The sequence below is a fragment of the Noviherbaspirillum agri genome (assembly GCF_054780595.1).
On sequence record NZ_BAAGWA010000002.1, the window covers coordinates 425677 to 442378 of the forward strand.

Consider the following 16702-nt stretch of genomic DNA (forward strand, 5'->3'; position numbering starts at 1 on the left):
TAGAAGAGTCGGAACATGCGTATTTTTTGTGCAATCCGCGAACCTGTCCGGGCGGCAGAAATGCGTTATCGCCTTACCCGTGCAGGCTGAACAAATGACATGAAGCGGGCCATGCAAACAACGATAGTCGTGGGAGGCCTGCGTCGACGCGAAGTGGTTGCAGAATCAAGCTCCCTCTGCAGAAGCCAGATGCAACGTACACGACCGAAGAGAATGACATTCCTGCATTTCGTCGCCGCCGTGATTCCTGATGCAGGCGACCGGCCCTATAATGGCCGGCACACGCAGGGGAACTTTCGTTTCAAGCTTCCGTTCTTAGAGCCTCCTTGTTGCCCACCCTTGTGACCCGAGCTTGCATGTCTTTCATCCGCCCACATCCTCGGCGCATTGTCATGGTTGTCCAGGCCGCGCTGGGGCTGTGGTTCGCCGCGCCGATGCACGATGCCGGCGCAACTGTCTGGGACGCGACATCGCTGTACGAGGCAAGTATCAACGGCAATCTGCCCGACCTGCCGGCTGGTGCGGCCGCCCCTGGTTTTTTCGACATCGCGGAAGACAGTGCAGCGATCAGCTACGAGACGCGCTTCGAGAGATGGGGCGCGAAGGTCGACCAGTACATGGACGTCAATCCTGCACTGACGATGGACTATGGCCTGCAATTGACGAACCGGCTCGGCGCCGGCGGCACCTTCACACGCCGCAATGAATACTCCGAAGTCGTATTGAACGGAATTTATGCGCCGAAGCGCAATCTGCGCTTTCGCATGACGGGCGCGCAGCTGCGGGCATCCACCGATGCGTTTTCGCTATCGGATTCCGCCGGCAGCGCTTTCATGCAAAACAGCTACCTGTTCGGCGCGAAGAAATTCTGGAACAAGTACGAACACCTGACCGACATGGGCATGACCGCCTATTCCGTCGAAGCGAGCGCGCCGTCATCGACGCGATTCTCATTGCCCAATGCGGTTGACGGCACCGAAGCGGGCGAACTGCGTGCTGCAACGCTGGCACCGGGAAGGCTGAACGGCTACATGTTCAACGTGGGCCTGCGGCCGACGCCGCAATCGAAGCTGGAGCTGCGGCACGAAGTCGGCATGCTGAGCTATCGCTACACGAGCAACGGCAGCCGCTACGAACAACTGGTGTCGAACCGCGTGAAGTTCTCGCAGTATTTTGGCAACTGCATTCGCGTGCAGGGCGGTTACAGCACGAGCACGGATTTCGACAGGCTGGACCTGAAGCTTTCGAAGCACAACTGGAATGTGAGGCTGTCGCGCGAACAGGGCGGCGACAACATCGATACCGCCGTTTTTCTCGGCTATGCGATTCCCCTGGGGCGAACCTCGCGCCGCGCCCAGGACTGCGCCGCCGGCCCGGAACCTGTGCCGTCGTTCGAACCCATCGTCAACGCGACGACACAGCGTCCGCAACAGATTCCGCGCGAGCCGCTCGCGATCGTCGAAACCTACTGAGCCGCCGTAACTGACCGTCGGTCATGCTGCTTGCGTCAGACTACTTGCATCATGCCGCAGCGCTGCGTTCCCGCCCTGCCGTGTGCAGGCGCGGCGACGGACGGCTGATGTAGTATCCCTGGGCGAAGTCGATGCCGAGCGCGCTGACCGCCGCAAGGATTTCCGCATCTTCCACGAACTCCGCGACCGTCTTTATCTTCAGCTCCTTGGCCAGCGTCACAATACTCTTGACGAAGGCGCGATACACCTCGTCGTGCAGCATGTTGCGGATAAAGTCGCCCTCGATCTTGATGTAGTCCACCGGGAAGCATTTGATGTACTGGAAGGAGGAATAGCCGGACCCGAAATCGTCGATCGCAAAGCTGAAGCCCTTCATCTTGGCATCGATTACGAACCTCTCCAGCAGCGTCAGGTTGCGCACGGTCTCCCGTTCGGTAATCTCGAACACGATACGACTTGGTTCGATGCCGGCCTTCTCTGCCAGCATGGCGACGCGCTCGGTGAATTCGCCCACAATCAGCGCCTTCGGTGACAGGTTAATGAACAGCATGCCGGTATAACCCTGTTCCACCACCTGCCTGAATGCCTTCTCGATCAGCTGGTAATCCATCTTGTGCGCCAGCCCCATCGCCTCCGCTTCTTCGATGAAGTCGTTCGCCGCCACGACTTCGTCGCCCAGCTGGATGCGCATCAGCAGCTCGTGGATCACGATCTCGCCGGTGACTGCGTCGCAGATCGGCTGGAAGTGCGGCAGGATGCGCTGCTGGTCGAGTGCATTCTGGATCATGATGCTCTTCTCGCCCGCCTTGCGGAACACCTCCGCCATCTCTTCCTCGGTCGGAATCGCGATGGCGTTCTTGCCGGAGCTCTTGGCCTTGTACATCATGTTGTCGGCCACCAGGAACAGGTCCTTCGGATTGTCGCCGTGGCGCGGACTGATGGCGATGCCGATCGACGTCGTCGCCCTGATGCGATTCCCGTCCGGTGCCTCCATCGAGAATTCCTCCAGCTGCTCGGCAATGCGCTGTGCGACCATGTGCGCCTGCGTCTCCGATGCGTCCGGCAGGATGATGCAGAATTCGTCACCGCCGTAACGCGTGAGCAGGTCGCCGTTCCTGACCGCGCCGTGCAGCAGATCGGCGAAGGACTGCAGGTAGGCATCGCCAAAGTGGTGGCCGAAGCGGTCGTTGATGTTCTTGAAATTGTCGAGGTCGAGCATCATGACCGCGAACTCCTGGTTGTGCCGCTTCGCGCGGCCCACTTCGTAGCCGAGCAGTTCCCAGAACATCCGCTGGTTGTACAGGTCCGTCAGCGGATCGCGGGTCGCGTAATGCTCCAGGTCCTTGGTGTACTTGTAGATCGCCTTCACCGAGCCGACCAGATTGAGCAGCGAGGTGAGAATGCTGCCGATCACCATATGGCGCACATTGTCCTGCGCCATCATCGACTGCACGCCGATGCCGACGATGCCGCCGATCTTCGGCGTTTCCAGCAACAGCGTCTTGGTCTGTACTTCGATATCGCGTGCGCTCAGTTCCGGCAAGTCACCTTCCGGGTCGGAGATATTGTGCGCGATCTGCCGCAGGGCGCCGCCGGACAGGAAGTCGTGGTTCTGCAGCTGCTGGCGCAGGATGGACTCGAACAGGCGCATCGTTTTTTCCGACGGCACATTGCGCCAGAACACCTCGCACTCGTAGGCCTCTTCCTCGACGCGGAAGATCGTCACCAGCGCATAGGCATCGATGATCGGATTGATTTCGAGCAGCAGGTTCTTGATGAACTCGCGCCAGTCACGCACCACATTCGAGGTGATGATGAATTTTTCCAGCAGCTTGATCTCGAATTCCAGGACACCTTTGTCCACCGCCACCCGCTTGATTCGGTCCACCAGCTGGGAGACGCTGTCGAAAGCCTGATTGAATTCCAGGAATCCGAAGTCGACCTTGCTCATGTCGAACTGGTCGAAGTCCTTGATCGTATTGACCGCTGCAACCTCGTCGCGGTACAGGGTGATGGAGCGGTTGAGGCGGCGTCCCGCAAAGGTGGTCAGCGCGGCGGCGGCGAGCAGCACCAGCAGGCCGAGCGCGAGGAACAGGGCGACGTAGTAGATGCGCACCGTGGAAGTGACGGTTTGCCGGTTGTGCAACACTTCGATTGCGCCCAGCACCGCGCCGGCCTGCACATTTGTGTGGCAACCGAGGCATTCCGGCTGCGCGATGACGGGTTTGACATAGCGGATATCGCCGTCACTATGGAGGGTGGCGTCGATGCCGTATTTCAGCGCCTGCTGCACATCGGCATTGCCGGGCGCTTCCTTGCCGGGTCCGTAGAGTGTTGCCACGCTGTCGCCGCGATAGACGCGAATGCTCTCGACAGTGCTGGAGAAGTTCGCCTGGCTGTCGCCGATCGCCTTCTCGAGCTGGCTGCGCAGCCCGCCGATACGCAAAACATCAAGCACCGAATCGACGTTCTGGTGTGCGATTTCCTGCGAGGTTTCCAGGTTGCGCTCATCGAGCAGATGCTCGTACAGCAGCGAGGACGCCAGCGTCGCCCCGAGAAACACCAGCGCGGCGACGCCAACCATCGCGCAGAACATGAATCCCTTGAGGGTCGTAATGAACCTGATGGCTCTGTTGTATAGGGCGCGCATGCTTTCTTTTCCCGGCTCTGTGTCCGGTGGTTCAATGTCTAAAGTTGGTTGCCGTCAGGCGTTGGCGACAAGTCGCCGTTCTTGCTGCCGCTCTTGCTCTTGCCTGTCGGACGCGCCGATGCAGCAATCTCTTCCGGCGAGCTTGGCCTGGTACATCCGCTGATCGGCGATCTCGAGCAAATGGCGCCAGTCCACTGCGCGGTCTTTCAACCGCTCCGCGATGCCGAAACTGGCGGTCACCGGGCCGCCGCCCGGGCGCACACCCAGACCGCGCTCACGCAGGCGCATCACGGCGGTGGCGGCAGTCTCGCCACTGGCATCGGGCAGGATGATCACAAATTCTTCACCGCCCCAGCGCAGCAGGATGTCGCCGGAGCGCAGGTTGGACCGCATCATGTCAGCAGCCTTGGCCAGCACGCGGTCGCCGGCTTCGTGGCCGTGTTCGTCATTGATTTCCTTGAAATTGTCGAGATCGACAAAGACTACCGACAGCGGCGCGCCGCTTCGCGCGGAAATGTGAAACTGGATATCGATCAGCTCCTCGCCGCTGGCGCGCGAGAAGCAACCGGTCAGCGCATCATGGCTCGCCTGCTGCACCAGCGACATCATGAAGCTGAGCTGGCTCATCCCTGCCAGCACGGAGACGGTCGCGATCAGCACCAGCAGCCAGAAAGCGCCGAGGTGAGAAGCCCAGTTCAACATATCGAGCTGCAGCAACGCCACCAGCGCTTCCGCCATCAGCACGGGCATCGAGAAGAACGCTCCCTCGACTGCGGTCAGCGGAAATACGCTCAGTCCCGCCACCATCACAAACGGCAGGAAAGCGTAGCCGGCAGCGATCGCAGCGGCCGGACCTGCCATGTTGAAGTGGGACAGCATCGGATGCGAGTAGATGAAGAAGATGGTCGGGATCGCGAACATCACCCCCAGCGCGCGATAGGCGTCCGACATGCGCGTGGAGTCGCGGTAGGACAAGGCCAGCATGCCGAAGGCGAATGTCGTGACGACACGCCCGATGACCAGCATGATCGTCACCGGCCAGGTAAACACCAGCAGGTCGACGATGATCCACAAAGGCGTCAGCACGGCGAACAGGGCCGACACCATGCGCACCCGGGAGATGATCATCGCTGCGCGACGGCGCGCAAGGAGCGGTGCATGGCGAGCAGGAAGGAAAAGTTGACCAAAAACCTCGGGTTTTGTGGTGCCAAGCAGCGTCGCAATCAGCGAGTGGAAGAAAGTGCAGAATCGATTCACGCTGGCTTTTTCCTTCACAACCCCGGCAACCGGGGCAAAAGTTGGCGTAACCACCACACCCGCTACGCAGGGGCGACATACACGACCGGGCTACACCGATTTTCTGTTCACGCTTGCTGGAGATTGCTGCTGGTTGAAGGCGGGGCAAACTGCGCGGAGCAATATGTTCAGAAAGTTGACACACGGAAAGTAAGGCGCACTTTACTCTTTTATTAGTGAAATTTTCTTGCTTTGAATCAAAATTTTCTTCAAGAAACTTTGTATGGCGGGTTGACGATGAACACGTAGAGAACATGCAGAGGATCAATGCGGATGCCCATACCACTATTGCAAAACAAAATAGCAACAGATTGCTGTGCTTAGCGATGCCGACAGGAACATGTGCCAACGAGTACTTGCACCAAGGCACCGTTCAGACGCCGATCAAGCGCCGGTTACGCCACCTGTTCGCTGTTATGCCCCAGTGCGCCGGACCATATGCTGAACCGGCGTTACGTGAGGTACGGCGCGCGCATTCCCGCGACATCCGTCCACCAAATAAGTTGACGTAAGTCAAAAATCCCAAGAGACCTCATCTTTTCTGATATTTCCATGCGGCATTTTCTGATATTCCCCTGAGATGATTGTCCGCACACTGCCTCGCACTGCCCTGCATTGCCGCGCATTGCCTTTTACTTGCGCACCCGCGCATTGCTGACCGATTACATGACTGACAACGGAATCCTATGAAACTCGGAGACACCACCGTACGCACCCGGCTCGCGCTCGGATTTTCTTTTTCGCTGCTGATGCTGTGCCTGATCGTCGGCCTCGCGACCTGGCAACTGCATGGCGCGCGCAGCGCCGTAGAAACCATGGTTAATGAAGTAATGGTCAAGGAACGGCTGGTGGCCGAATGGGCGGCCAGCACCAACGTCAACGGCGCACGCACGATCGCGGTGGCTGAGTCAAACGACGCCGCACGGCAGGAGCAGGTTCAGAAAAAAATCAAGGAAACCACCGGCCGCATTTCGGAAATACAGAAGGAGCTCGACAGCTTCAACAAGAGCGAGGAAGAAAAGCAGCTCTTCACGCAAATCGCGCAGCAACGCAAAACCTACATCGCCGCGCGCGAGGAGGTGTTCAAGGAAAAAAGCGCCAGCGAGGAAAACGCCCGCCAGCTGGTGCAGTCACGGCTGGAGCCGGCGCTGAACGAGTATGTCGCCACCATCGGCCAGCTGACCCGTTACCAGGCGGACGAAATTGCCCGCATGCGCGGCGACATCGCCGCCATGGCAACGACCTCGCAGCGCATGCTGATCGCACTCGGCGTGCTGTCGGCACTGCTTAGCATCGGAGTCGCCCTCGTCATCGCGCGCAGCATTCGCAGCCAGCTCGGCGGCGAACCGTCGGAAGCGATGACGATTGCCAACCGCATTGCACAGGGTGACCTGGCGGTAGCGATCACTGTGCGGCCCGGCGACACCAGCAGCCTGATGTATTCGATTCACCAGATGCAGGAAAGCCTCGCACGCATTGTCGGCGAGGTCCGTGCCGGCTGTGACATCATCGCCACCGCCTCGAACCAGATCGCCTCCGGCAACCTCGACCTGTCCTCGCGCACCGAGGAGCAGGCCAGCTCACTGGAAGAAACCGCCTCCTCGATGGAGGAATTGACGGCTACCGTCAAGCAGAACGCCGACAATGCGCGGCAGGCCAACCAGCTGGTTGCATCGGCTGCCAGCGTGGCAGGTGACGGCGGCGCGGCCGTGGCGCAGGTGGTGGACACCATGGGTGCGATCGAGGCGTCCTCGAGAAAGATCGTCGACATCATCAGCGTCATCGACGGCATTGCCTTCCAGACCAACATCCTCGCGCTGAACGCAGCCGTCGAGGCGGCCCGCGCCGGCGAGCAGGGACGCGGCTTTGCCGTGGTTGCGGCCGAAGTGCGCACACTGGCGCAACGGTCCGCCGCTGCAGCCAAGGACATCGCGGCGCTGATCGGCGAGTCGGTGCAAAAGGTGGAAGGCGGCGCCACACTGGTCACGCAAGCCGGCACCACCATGCAGCAGGTAGTCGCAGGCGTGCAGCGCGTCAGCCACATCGTCAGTGAAATCGCCTCCGCCAGCGACGAGCAGCGCGCCGGCATCGAGCAAGTGAACATGGCGATCACGCAGATGGATCAGGTCACGCAGCAGAATGCCGCGCTGGTCGAGCAGGCCGCCGCAGCCGCAGCGTCGATGCAGGAACAGGCAGAGAAGCTGGCACAAACGGTGAGCGTGTTCAAGCTGGCGGCAGGCGTACGTGGGTTGCTGTCGACACCGTCACACCAATCAGGATAAATGCACTCGTAGTCCGACTGTCCGACGCCCCTCAGACTTCGGTCTGCGTATAGGGAGTTCTCTGCAAAGCTCCCCGTCCTAGGGGTCAAGGTTAAGGTGGGTTTAGATTATCTGAATCATCTTTTTGTTAAGCACATCCACTTTATGCCCCCTCCCAACCTTCCCCACTTCGCTCGGCGCCCTGTTCGCTATGGTTTTCAGGCGCCAATTCCCATGCCACGCCTCGCCGTCATGACGTGCACGTCCAAGCGCCGCCTGCGTTTCCAGGATCAGTGGCAACTCCTTAGAGCCTGTTTGAAAACCTACTGCGCGGTCCGATTTTGGCCTTGCGATGCTCGTCGTACCTCACGTACGACTGCGCTTCTCAGACCAAACTCGGACCGCTCGCGACAGTTTTCAAACAGACTCTTATTGCACTAACCTTGCCTACAAACCGTGCCGCTTGCAAAGAGAGCGTCTGTCCATGCTGTGCGCCGGAAAACAATCATCCGCTCGGATATGTAGCACTGCGCCCACATCTGGTGTGGCACCGCAACCCACAACAACGTGCACAGCTCATGCACACAGGGCTTTGCAGCTGGCGGCTCGGAGGCCTGTACGCCGAGCCAACGAGCGATGAAGGTGATGTCGGGGGTTGACGACAGGGAGCGAAGCAGGTGCAGTTATGGCGACAGAGGCTCTAGTTACAGCGATAACCCACGTGTCGACGTAACATGCCCAAACGATTCTTTATGGACTATTTTGATGCGGTTGCCGTTCAAGGGGCCATCGCAAACAGTTGAAAGTGGCATCCGCCCCTTTTCATCGCCCGCCCCAACACTATAACTCCCTGAGTGAATTTCAATTTTTGCCGGACAAAGGTGCGGCCATCTTTGCTTTAGGCATTTGATCCGACAGGAAATGAGAGCTCGCCTCGTCAACGCGCTTGTGCAAATCCCTTGAGATACCGCTATAGCTGCAGCCTTGACACTTCGATAATCGAGATCATCCAGTGCAACCAGGAGACGCTCATGAGTCGCTTCCCAAGAATCTCTTTGAAGCGGAAATACTGCTGCATCTGCAAGAACGCAGTATGGAAATTCCGTCCCTACATGGGTGGTTCAAAAAAGGCGCCCATATTCGGGTCTGTCTTCGATCTCGTCGGCAGTGACATAGACAATTTTTCATGCCCGTCTTGCGGATCCCACGACCGGGAGCGGCATCTCTATCTTTATCTCGAGCGCATCGGGATGCTGGAAAAGCTGAAAGGGACCAAAGTGCTTCACTTTGCACCAGAAAGGCACTTGTCCAAGATTATTGCTGGTGCCGGCCCAAGCAACTATGTAAAGGCTGATCTGTTTCCTACCGATCCGAGCATTCACAAGATAGACATGCTCGACATACCTTTTGAAGCTGAATCATTCGATGTCATTCTGGCCAATCACGTTCTGGAACATGTGCCTGACGATCTCAAGGCGCTCTCGGAACTGCGCCGCGTTTTGAAGCGCGGCGGGACAGCCATACTGCAAACTCCCTACAGTGCAAGGCTGAAATCTACATTTGCAGATCCTGGTATCGACGACGATATGACGCGGCGCCAGATCTACGGCGAAGGGAATCACCTGCGCCTCTACGGCTCGGATATTTTCAATCGTTTTGCTGCGGCGGGCTTTCACGCCCGGATAAGTTCGCATTCGGACCTGCTTCCGGATGTGGACTCCCTCCGATATGGCGTGAATCCGAAGGAGCCATTTTTCCTTTTCACCAAGTCATGATGCAAGCCAGCCATCCGGCAGGCTTGCATCAGAATGATTCGCAGCATATTGATTCACGCCCGTGGGAAGCTCTGCTAGACTTACGTTCGCTTTCTCCGTCACTCGGAAGGCAACAACCAATTGCCTGCGCAGCGCAGGCGCCGACAAGAATGGCAAAGAAACAAACTGATTCCGTCTGATACAAAACACAAGCATTCATGCGACTGACCCGGCGTTCACGTTTTGCCACAGCGCTCCTGGCGCTGATCAGCGTGCTGTTCATGCAGCTCGCGGTGGCGGCGTACGCCTGTCCCAGCCTGCAGCCGGCAGAAGCTGTCGAAACGGCAATGCAGATGGACATGTCCGACCATGACGCGCAGGCAGGCTGCGAAGGCGTGGTGGACGAAGCGCAGCCGACCTTGTGCTACGCGCACTCGCAAGTCGGCAATCAGTCGCTCGACAAGCCAGCGATGCCGGATGTGCCGCAGTCTGTTGCGGTCGTCCTTGTTCCCGCCATCGCCGACCTTTATGCCGCGTATCGCCCGCCATCCGTGCATGCGGACGCCGCGTGGCTGATGCCCGATTCATTCCCTCCCCTCTCGATCCGGAACTGCTGCTTCCGAATCTGACCTTCCAGACCGCCTGAACCCTTGCTGATTGCGCACTGCGCAAGCGGCAGTCGTCCATTGCTGTCTGGAGTTTTCATGTCTTTTTGTTTTTCACCCCGCTCGAAGGAGTACACCGCGACACAGCCGCGCGCCGTGCCTTCGCCTGTTCGGAGCCATCCCATGCATTCCATGCAAACCACACTACGCGCCTGTGCGGTAGCGGCGGCGCTTATTGCCGGCCTGCCCCATGCTGCCGTCCGTGCGCAACCCGTCAACGCGCAGACTGCCGGCGCCCTGCCCGGCAATTCCGTTGAAAGTCTCCTGGACTATGCCCGCGAGCGCAATCCGGAATATGCGTCGATGCGCCATGAGGCCGATGCGGCCAGCGCCCGCGCATCCGGTGCCGGCGCACTGCCCGATCCGAAACTCCAGATCGAACTGCAGGACATCACGAAGATGGGCGAGCAGAACCCGACGCTGTCGCCGAGCCGCGTCGGAAAAACCACCTACCGGGTCGTGCAGGAGTTGCCATGGTTCGGCAAGCGGGGACTGGAGCGCGATATCGCCGCATTCGAAGCGGAAGGCGCGAACGGCCGCGCACGCGGCACGTGGGCCGAGCTGTCGGCACGCCTCAAGTCCGGCTATGCGCAGTATTACTACATCCACCAGAACGAGCGCCTGACGAAGGAGATCCTTGACCTGATGTCACGCCTCGAGAAGGTCACGCAGGTGCGCTATGCGGGCGGGCTCGCCGCGCAATCGGATGCAATCCGTGCACAGGTCGAGCAGACGGGCATGCGTAACGAACTGATCATGCTCGAAAACGACAAGCGCATGACGCAGGCAAAACTGAACATGCTCCTCGCCCGGCCAGCCAACGCGCCGCTTGCCGAACCAGAACGCCTGCGCACGCTGCCGCAGCCGGTGAAGCTCGATTACGCCGCACTGGAAGAGCGCGTGCGCTTGCGCAATCCGCAACTGTTCGCGGAGGACGCTCGCATCCGGGCGGCCGAGAAGAGCCGCGACCTCGCCTACAAGAACCGCTACCCGAACTTTGCCGTCGGCGTCGCGCCGATGCAGACCCGCAGCTCGGTGAAGGAATGGGAACTGATGTTCGAAATGAACATCCCTTTGCAGCAGGCGCCGCGCCGCGCACAGGAACGCGAAGCGGAAGCGATGTTGTCGGCTGCGAAGTCGCGCAAGGATGCGACTGCGAACCAGGTGCTGTCGGAGCTGGCGGAGAACCTGTCTGCGCTCGACGCTGCACGCCGCACCGAGATGCTGCTTGCAAACAGCCTGCTACCGCAGGCCGAACTGACCTACAAGGCCGCATTGGCCAGCTATGAAAACGGCAAGGTGGATTTCGCCACCTTGCTCGACGCCCAGCGGCAGATCCGCCAAGCCAAACAGAACCAGATCAAGGCGCAGGCCGAGGCACAGGCCCGCCTGGCCGAAATCGAACGACTCTTGGGAGAAGAATTGTGAAACAAGGCACAAAGCAAGGAACCAACATTGCAATCGGACTGGTTGTCGTTGCTGCATTGGCAGCAGGCGGCGGCTACATGATCGGCACGCGCTCTGCGGGCGACCACAGTGCAGTGTCTGCTGTATCGGCAGCAGAAAGCGGCTCGAAGGAGCGCAAGATCCTCTACTACCGCAATCCGATGGGACTACCCGACACCTCCCCGGTGCCGAAGAAGGACCCGATGGGCATGGATTACATCCCCGTCTATGAAGGCGGCGACGATGCCGAACCGGCATCCGGCAACCAGCTCAGCATCAGCACCGAGAAAGTGCAGAAGCTCGGCGTGCGTACCGAGAAGGCCAGCATGAAGGCCATCAGCAAGGCGGTGCGCGCTGCCGGCCGCATCGAGCCGGATGAGCGTCGCACCTTCCTCATCTCGCCGAAGTTCGAAGGTTATGTGGAGCGCCTGCATGTCGGCGCCACGGGCCAGGTCGTCGCCAAGGGCCAGCCGCTGTTCGAGGTCTACAGCCCGGAACTGGTCTCTGCGCAGCGCGAATATGCGATCGCCGCACAAGGCCTGCAATCCCTGAAGGGCGCCGACAGCGAAGCGCAGGCCGGCATGCAGCAGCTTGCCGACTCCGCGCTGATGCGTCTGAAAAACTGGGATATCTCGAACGAGCAGATCCGCTCGCTCGCCAAATCCGGCGATGCCAAACGCACGATGACCTTCCGCTCGCCCGTATCCGGCATCGTGACGGAAAAGAAAGCATTGCAAGGCATGCGCTTCATGCCGGGTGAAATGCTGTACCAGGTCGCGGACCTGTCGACCGTCTGGGTGCTGGCCGATGTGTTCGAACAGGACATCGGCATGGTGAAGTCCGGCGCGACCGCCAAGGTAAAGATCAACGCCTACCCCGACAAGGAGTTCGAGGGCAAGGTCACTTATGTGTACCCGACGCTCACCGCCGAGACGCGTACCGTGCAGGTGCGTATCGAGCTGCCCAATCCGGGTCAGCTGCTCAAGCCCGGCATGTTCGCCAATGTCGAGCTGGCAGGACTGACACGTAGCAATGCGGTGACCGTGCCGGTCTCGGCGGTGATCGACAGCGGCAAGCGGCAGATCGTGCTGGTGCAGGTGAAGGAAGGCCGCTTTGAGCCGCGCGAGGTCAGGCTCGGCATGCGTAGCGACAACGACGTCGAGGTGCTGGAAGGCGTGAAGGAAGGCGAGGATGTGGTCGTCGCCGCCAACTTCCTGATTGACGCAGAAAGCAACTTGAAGGCGGCAGTCAGCGGGTTTAGTGCGGCCGAGAACACGCCGAAGGCATCCGGCGGTGTCGGCCACAAGGCCGTCGGCACGCTCGACGACATCGATCCGAAGACTGGTGCCGTCACGATCACCCACGGTCCGGTCGCCAGCCTGAACTGGCCGGCAATGACCATGGAATTCGCCGCCGCCAACGAGGCTTTGTTGAAAGGTCTGAAGCCGGGCGCGGAGATCAGCTTCGAGTTTGTCGAGCGCCAGCCGGGCGAATGGGTGATCACGTCGGTGTTGCCGGGCGCGCTCGGGATGTCTGAGCAACCGGCGCCGGCGGCCGACCCACATGCGGGACATGGCAGCCACTAGGGACAACGGGGAAACAACATGCTAAACAAGATCATTGATTGGTCGGGCAGGAATATCTTCCTGGTCCTGCTCGCCACCCTGTTCGTGACCGTCGCCGGCATTGTCGCCGTGATCCGCACGCCAATTGACGCGCTGCCTGACCTGTCGGACGTGCAGGTGATCGTCTATACCGAATACCCCGGCCAGGCGCCGCAGGTGGTGGAGGACCAGGTCACTTATCCGCTGACGACTTCGATGCTTTCGGTGCCGAAGTCCAAGGTGGTGCGCGGCTTCTCCTTCTTCGGTGCGTCCTTCGTGTACATCATCTTCGAAGACGGCACCGATATCTACTGGGCACGTTCGCGCGTGCTGGAATACCTGAACTTCGCTTCCGGCCGCATGCCCAAGGGCGTCACACCGCAGATCGGTCCGGATGCAACCGGCGTCGGCTGGGTCTACCAGTACGCGGTACTGGCGAAGGACAAGACGCTGGCCGAGCTGCGCACGCTGCAGGACTGGTATCTGCGCTACCAGCTGACCAAGGCGCAGGGTGTGTCGGAAGTCGCTTCCGTCGGCGGCTTCGTGCAGACCTACCAGGTCACTGTCGACCCGGTGAAGCTGCGCGCCTACGGCATTCCGCTGATGAAGGTGTCGCAGGTGATCCGCGACTCCAACCGTGACGTCGGCGGCCGTGTGGTCGAGATGGCAGAGACCGAGTACATGGTGCGCGGCAAGGGTTACCTGCGCGGCGCAAAGGATATCGAGTCGCTGGTGGTGAAGGCCGAAGGCGGCACACCGGTGCTGATCCGCGATATCGCGCGGGTCGAACTCGCGCCGGACGAACGCCGTGGCGTCACCGAGCTCAATGGCGAAGGTGAAGTTGTCTCCGGCATTGCGATGTCGCGCTATGGCCAGAATGCGCTGGAAGTGATCCACAACCTGAAGGAGAAGATTGCCGAAGTCAGCTCCGGCCTGCCGCAGGGCGTATCCATCCAAGCGGTGTACGACCGCTCCGACCTGATCCATCGCGCCATCGACACGCTCAAAGTCACGCTGATCGAGGAAAGCATCATCGTCGCGCTGGTGTGCATCGTGTTCCTGCTGCATGTACGCAGCGCGCTGGTGGCGATCCTGATGCTGCCGGTCGGCGTGCTGATGGCCTTCATCGCGATGCGCGCGCTGGGCATGAACTCCAACCTGATGAGCCTGGGCGGCATCGCGATTGCGATCGGGGCAATGGTCGATGCGGCGATCGTGATGATCGAGAATGCGCACAAGCATCTGGAACGGCTGAAGGAAGGTGAATCGCGGGTGGAAGCGATGCTCGCCGCCTGCAAGGAAGTCGGCCCGTCGCTGTTCTTCTCGCTGCTGATCATCACCGTGTCCTTCCTGCCGGTGTTCACGCTGGAGTCGCAGGAAGGCCGCTTGTTCTCGCCGCTGGCCTACACCAAGACTTTTGCAATGGCTGGTGCGGCACTGCTGTCGATCACGCTGGTGCCGGTGCTGATGATGCTGTTCATCCGCGGCAAGATCATGCCGGAGGCGAAGAACCCGGTGAACCGCTTCCTGATCTGGGCTTACCGGCCAATTATCCAGGGCGTCATGCGCTGGAAGAAGCTGACTGTCGTCGCCTCGCTGATTGTGTTGGGCGTTACGGTATTTCCCGCGATGAAGCTCGGCAGCGAATTCATGCCGACGCTCAATGAAGGCACGCTGCTGTACATGCCGGCCAGCCTGCCGGGCATGACGATGACCAAGGCTGCCGAAGTGATGCAAACGCAGAACAAAATCATCAAGAGCTTCCCGGAGGTGGCATCGGTCTGGGGCAAGGCCGGCCGTGCCAATACAGCGACCGACCCGGCACCGACCGAGATGTTCGAAACCGTGATCAACCTGAAGCCTGAATCCGAATGGCGCGAGGGGATGAACATGGACAAGCTGATCGCCGAGATGGACAAGGCGCTGCAGTTCCCGGGCATTTCCAACGCCTGGACCATGCCGATCAAGGCGCGTATCGACATGCTGTCGACCGGCATCCGCACACCGATCGGCATCAAGGTGTTCGGCAAGGACCTCGAGGAGATGGAAAAGCTCGCCAAGCAGATCGAAGCGGTGGTCAAGAACGTTCCCGGTACCACATCGGCGTTTGCAGAGCGGATCACCGGCGGTTTCTACCTCAACATCGAGCCGGACCGAGAGCAGCTCGCCCGCTACGGCCTGACGGTGGGCGAGGTGCAGGAAATCATCGGCACGGCGCTTGGCGCGGAGATGGTCACGACGACGGTGGAAGGCCGGGAGCGCTTCGGCGTCACCGTGCGCTATCCGCGCGAACTGCGCAGCGATCCGCAACAGATCGGGCGCGAGGTGCTGGTGCCAACCATGGGCGGCGCGATGGTCCCGCTCGGCCAGTTGGCGAAGATCGAAGTCGCCAAGGGCGCGCCCGGCATCCGTACCGAGAATGCGTTGCTGTCGGCATACATCTACGTTGACATCCGCGAGCGTGACATCGGCAGCTATGTGGCCGATGCCCGCAAGGCCGTGAACGAGCAGGTGAAGTTCCCGCCGGGGTATTACGCGACCTGGAGCGGCCAGTTTGAAGCGATGGAACGCGCAATCGAGAAGATGAAGGTCGTCGTGCCGGTCACGCTGCTGATCATCTTCCTGCTGCTGTACCTCAACTTCAAGCGCCTGACGGAAACGCTGATCGTGATGCTGTCGGTGCCGTTTGCGCTGGTGGGCGGCGTCTGGCTGATGTGGCTGCTGGGGTACAACATGTCGGTCGCAGTGGCGGTCGGCTTCATCGCGCTTGCCGGTGTTGCAGCCGAAACCGGCGTCGTGATGCTGATCTACCTCGACCATGCATGGGAAGACGTGAAGAAGAAGTGCCGCGAAGCCGGCCGTGCGCCGACGGCGGCCGACCTGTATGAGGCAGTCATGGAAGGTGCGGTCGAGCGCGTGCGTCCGAAGATGATGACGGTGGTCGCCATCATGGCTGGCCTCTTGCCCATCCTGTGGAGCACCGGCACCGGCTCGGAAGTGATGAGCCGCATCGCCGCGCCGATGGTCGGCGGCATGATCTCCTCTACCGTACTGACGCTGGCGGTGATCCCCGCCCTGTATGCGCTGGTCAAGCAATGGCGCCTGAACAAAGGAGTAGAACAATGAAGCAAAGGATTGCAATGAAACGATGGAAGTTCGCGCTGGCGCTCGTCACCGGCATCGGCTTTGCCTCCGCCCTGCATGCACAAACCATGCAGATCCCCAAACCCAGCGCCGGGCTGATGCCGAACCCGGCGATGGGCAAGAAGCTGTTTGCCGCCAACTGCGCGAGCTGCCATGGCGCCGACCTGAAGGGAAGCGACAAGGGGCCGCCGATGCTGCACAAGGTGTATGAGCCGTCGCATCACAGCGATATCGCCTTCCAGCTCGCGGTGAAGAACGGCGTGCGCGCGCATCACTGGCAGTTCGGAGACATGGCGCCGGTGCCGGGGCTGACGCCGGATGATGTGGCGCACATCACCGCCTTCATCCGGATGGAGCAGCGCAAGGTGGGCATCCAGTAAGCCTTGCAGGCCGCCTTTCGACGCGAGGGA

General features: G+C 60.3%; 10 protein-coding genes. 8 read left to right on the forward strand and 2 right to left on the reverse strand.

Features of this window, described 5'->3' with window-relative positions; translation table 11 throughout:
- Positions 1–356 precede the first annotated feature (356 nt).
- A complete protein-coding gene (locus tag ACYVIA_RS04695; RefSeq protein WP_460838356.1) occupies positions 357–1472 on the forward strand; it encodes a hypothetical protein in 1116 nt (371 codons plus the stop codon).
- A gap of 49 nt (positions 1473–1521) precedes the next feature.
- Here the strand turns inward: ACYVIA_RS04695 and ACYVIA_RS04700 are convergent, their stop codons facing one another.
- Both ACYVIA_RS04700 and ACYVIA_RS04705 read right to left on the reverse strand, forming a co-directional pair.
- Complete coding sequence (locus ACYVIA_RS04700; protein ID WP_460838358.1) at positions 1522–4122, reverse strand: putative bifunctional diguanylate cyclase/phosphodiesterase; 2601 nt, start codon at positions 4120–4122, stop codon at positions 1522–1524.
- A 54-nt stretch (positions 4123–4176) separates the two neighbouring features.
- Positions 4177–5379 carry a GGDEF domain-containing protein gene (locus ACYVIA_RS04705; protein ID WP_460838360.1) on the reverse strand — a complete coding sequence of 401 codons (1203 nt, stop codon included), beginning with the start codon at positions 5377–5379 and terminating at the stop codon, positions 4177–4179.
- Positions 5380–6104: 725 nt separating this feature from the next.
- Here ACYVIA_RS04705 and ACYVIA_RS04710 point away from each other — a divergent pair.
- The 7 genes from ACYVIA_RS04710 (at position 6105) to ACYVIA_RS04740 (ending at position 16672) form a co-directional block, all read left to right on the forward strand.
- Entirely contained in the window at positions 6105–7700 is a 1596-nt protein-coding gene (locus ACYVIA_RS04710) for a methyl-accepting chemotaxis protein (protein WP_460838361.1), read from the forward strand.
- Positions 7701–8710: 1010 nt separating this feature from the next.
- The gene (locus tag ACYVIA_RS04715; protein ID WP_460838363.1) at positions 8711–9454 is read left to right on the forward strand and encodes a methyltransferase domain-containing protein; all 744 of its coding nucleotides are present in this window, start codon (positions 8711–8713) and stop codon (positions 9452–9454) included.
- Between the two features lie 197 nt (positions 9455–9651).
- Entirely contained in the window at positions 9652–10062 is a 411-nt protein-coding gene (locus tag ACYVIA_RS04720; RefSeq protein ID WP_460838365.1) for a hypothetical protein, read from the forward strand.
- Positions 10063–10221: 159 nt separating this feature from the next.
- Positions 10222–11526, forward strand: coding sequence for a TolC family protein (locus ACYVIA_RS04725; protein WP_460838367.1), 1305 nt, complete (start codon positions 10222–10224; stop codon positions 11524–11526).
- On the forward strand, positions 11523–13130 hold the full coding sequence (locus ACYVIA_RS04730; protein ID WP_460838369.1) for an efflux RND transporter periplasmic adaptor subunit: 1608 nt from the start codon (positions 11523–11525) through the stop codon (positions 13128–13130). Before ACYVIA_RS04725 ends, ACYVIA_RS04730 begins: the two co-directional genes overlap by 4 nt.
- A gap of 18 nt (positions 13131–13148) precedes the next feature.
- Positions 13149–16274, forward strand: a complete 3126-nt coding sequence (locus ACYVIA_RS04735; protein WP_460838370.1) for an efflux RND transporter permease subunit — start codon at positions 13149–13151, stop codon at positions 16272–16274.
- The gene (locus tag ACYVIA_RS04740; protein WP_460838372.1) at positions 16271–16672 is read left to right on the forward strand and encodes a c-type cytochrome; all 402 of its coding nucleotides are present in this window, start codon (positions 16271–16273) and stop codon (positions 16670–16672) included. Before ACYVIA_RS04735 ends, ACYVIA_RS04740 begins: the two co-directional genes overlap by 4 nt.
- The last annotated feature ends 30 nt before the right edge of the window (positions 16673–16702 follow it).